Origin of the sequence: Aestuarium sp. (genome assembly GCF_023253315.1) — a bacterium.
GTDB lineage: Bacteria > Pseudomonadota > Alphaproteobacteria > Rhodobacterales > Rhodobacteraceae > Marivivens > Marivivens donghaensis.
The window spans coordinates 1-636 of record NZ_JALRGW010000171.1 but is presented as its reverse complement, the minus strand read 5'-3'; the positions used below and the strand labels follow the sequence as shown (position 1 = coordinate 636).

The 636-nt window shown below is 41.5% G+C and carries 2 protein-coding genes; both read left to right on the top strand.

The annotated features are described in order from the left end of the window. A partial coding sequence (locus AC1QQ2_RS14870; protein WP_479713726.1) for a nucleotide exchange factor GrpE occupies positions 1 to 258 on the top strand: 258 nt, incomplete at its 5' end. A gap of 144 nt (positions 259 to 402) precedes the next feature. Next, on the top strand, positions 403 to 636 hold a 234-nt coding region (locus AC1QQ2_RS14865), incomplete at its 3' end, for an Hsp70 family protein (RefSeq protein WP_479713725.1).

Below are 636 nucleotides of genomic sequence, written 5' to 3'. Positions count from 1 at the left end.
GAAGACATTAAAGACCATAAATGGGTGCAAGGTGTTACCGGTCTTGTGAAAAATCTGGAGAAGTCACTTGAAGGGCTTAATGTTGCGCGAATTGACGCAAAACAAGGAACTGAATTTAACCCAGAACTTCACGAGGCTATTCAGTTTGATGAAGAGGCTGAGGGTGAGAAAGAAGTGATTGCCGAAGAACTTCAAGCAGGGTACACCTTAAACGGACACGTGATTCGCCACGCCATGGTGAAAGTCACAAAACAATAACAAGGTATAAAAATCTTTAATTAGCACTCTTGACATGAGAGTGCTAATTTATTTATACTAAGAATACTTGGCAATCTCGACATGAGAGTGCTAAAATAGAAGTAATACATTTTATGCTAAATCGAAATAAAGGGAGCGTATTTTATGGGTAAAATCATCGGAATTGACCTCGGTACCACTAACAGCGCCATGGCGTACATGATTGCTGGAAAACCAGAAGTTATTGCCAATGCAGAAGGCAACCGCACAACACCAAGTGTTGTAGCAATTAACAAATCAGGCGAACGTCTTGTTGGGCAAGTTGCACAGCGCCAGCGCGTCACAAACGCAAGTAACACTATTTACGGTGTAAAGCGTCTTATTGGTCGTAAGTTTAAC